Source organism: Streptomyces sp. ADMS (genome assembly GCF_033441795.1).
Lineage (GTDB): Bacteria > Actinomycetota > Actinomycetes > Streptomycetales > Streptomycetaceae > Streptomyces.
In genome coordinates this window covers 1-285 of record NZ_JAVFVX010000550.1, presented here as the reverse complement: position 1 = coordinate 285, position 285 = coordinate 1, and the positions used below count along the sequence as shown (strand labels likewise).

General features: G+C 74.7%; 1 pseudogene. It reads right to left on the bottom strand.

The features are described 5' to 3' along the window. Nucleotides 1-285: pseudogene (locus RB628_RS41950) on the bottom strand (hypothetical protein); the annotation flags it as partial.

The following is a 285-nucleotide window of genomic DNA, read 5'->3' as shown; positions in this document are numbered from 1 at the left end:
ACCGGCAGCTTGCCGCGCTGGGCGTCGAAGGCGGAGGCCGTGGCGCGCAGGGCCAAGGCGTCGGAGATGGGGGTGTTGTCCACGGTGCGTTCCAGAGGTGAGGGCAGTCGGATGGACTGGGTTGGTGGGGGAGGACGGTTCAGCCGTGGGTGCGCGAGGGCGATCGCGCGGCTGATGGCGTGGAGGCAGAGCCTGGGCGTTCCGAGGGCCGTGCGGCCGGTCGCGGTGTGCTGCGGGCGAGGGCGGCGTGGACCCGCACCGTCGGGGGCCCCTCGGTCGGCGACG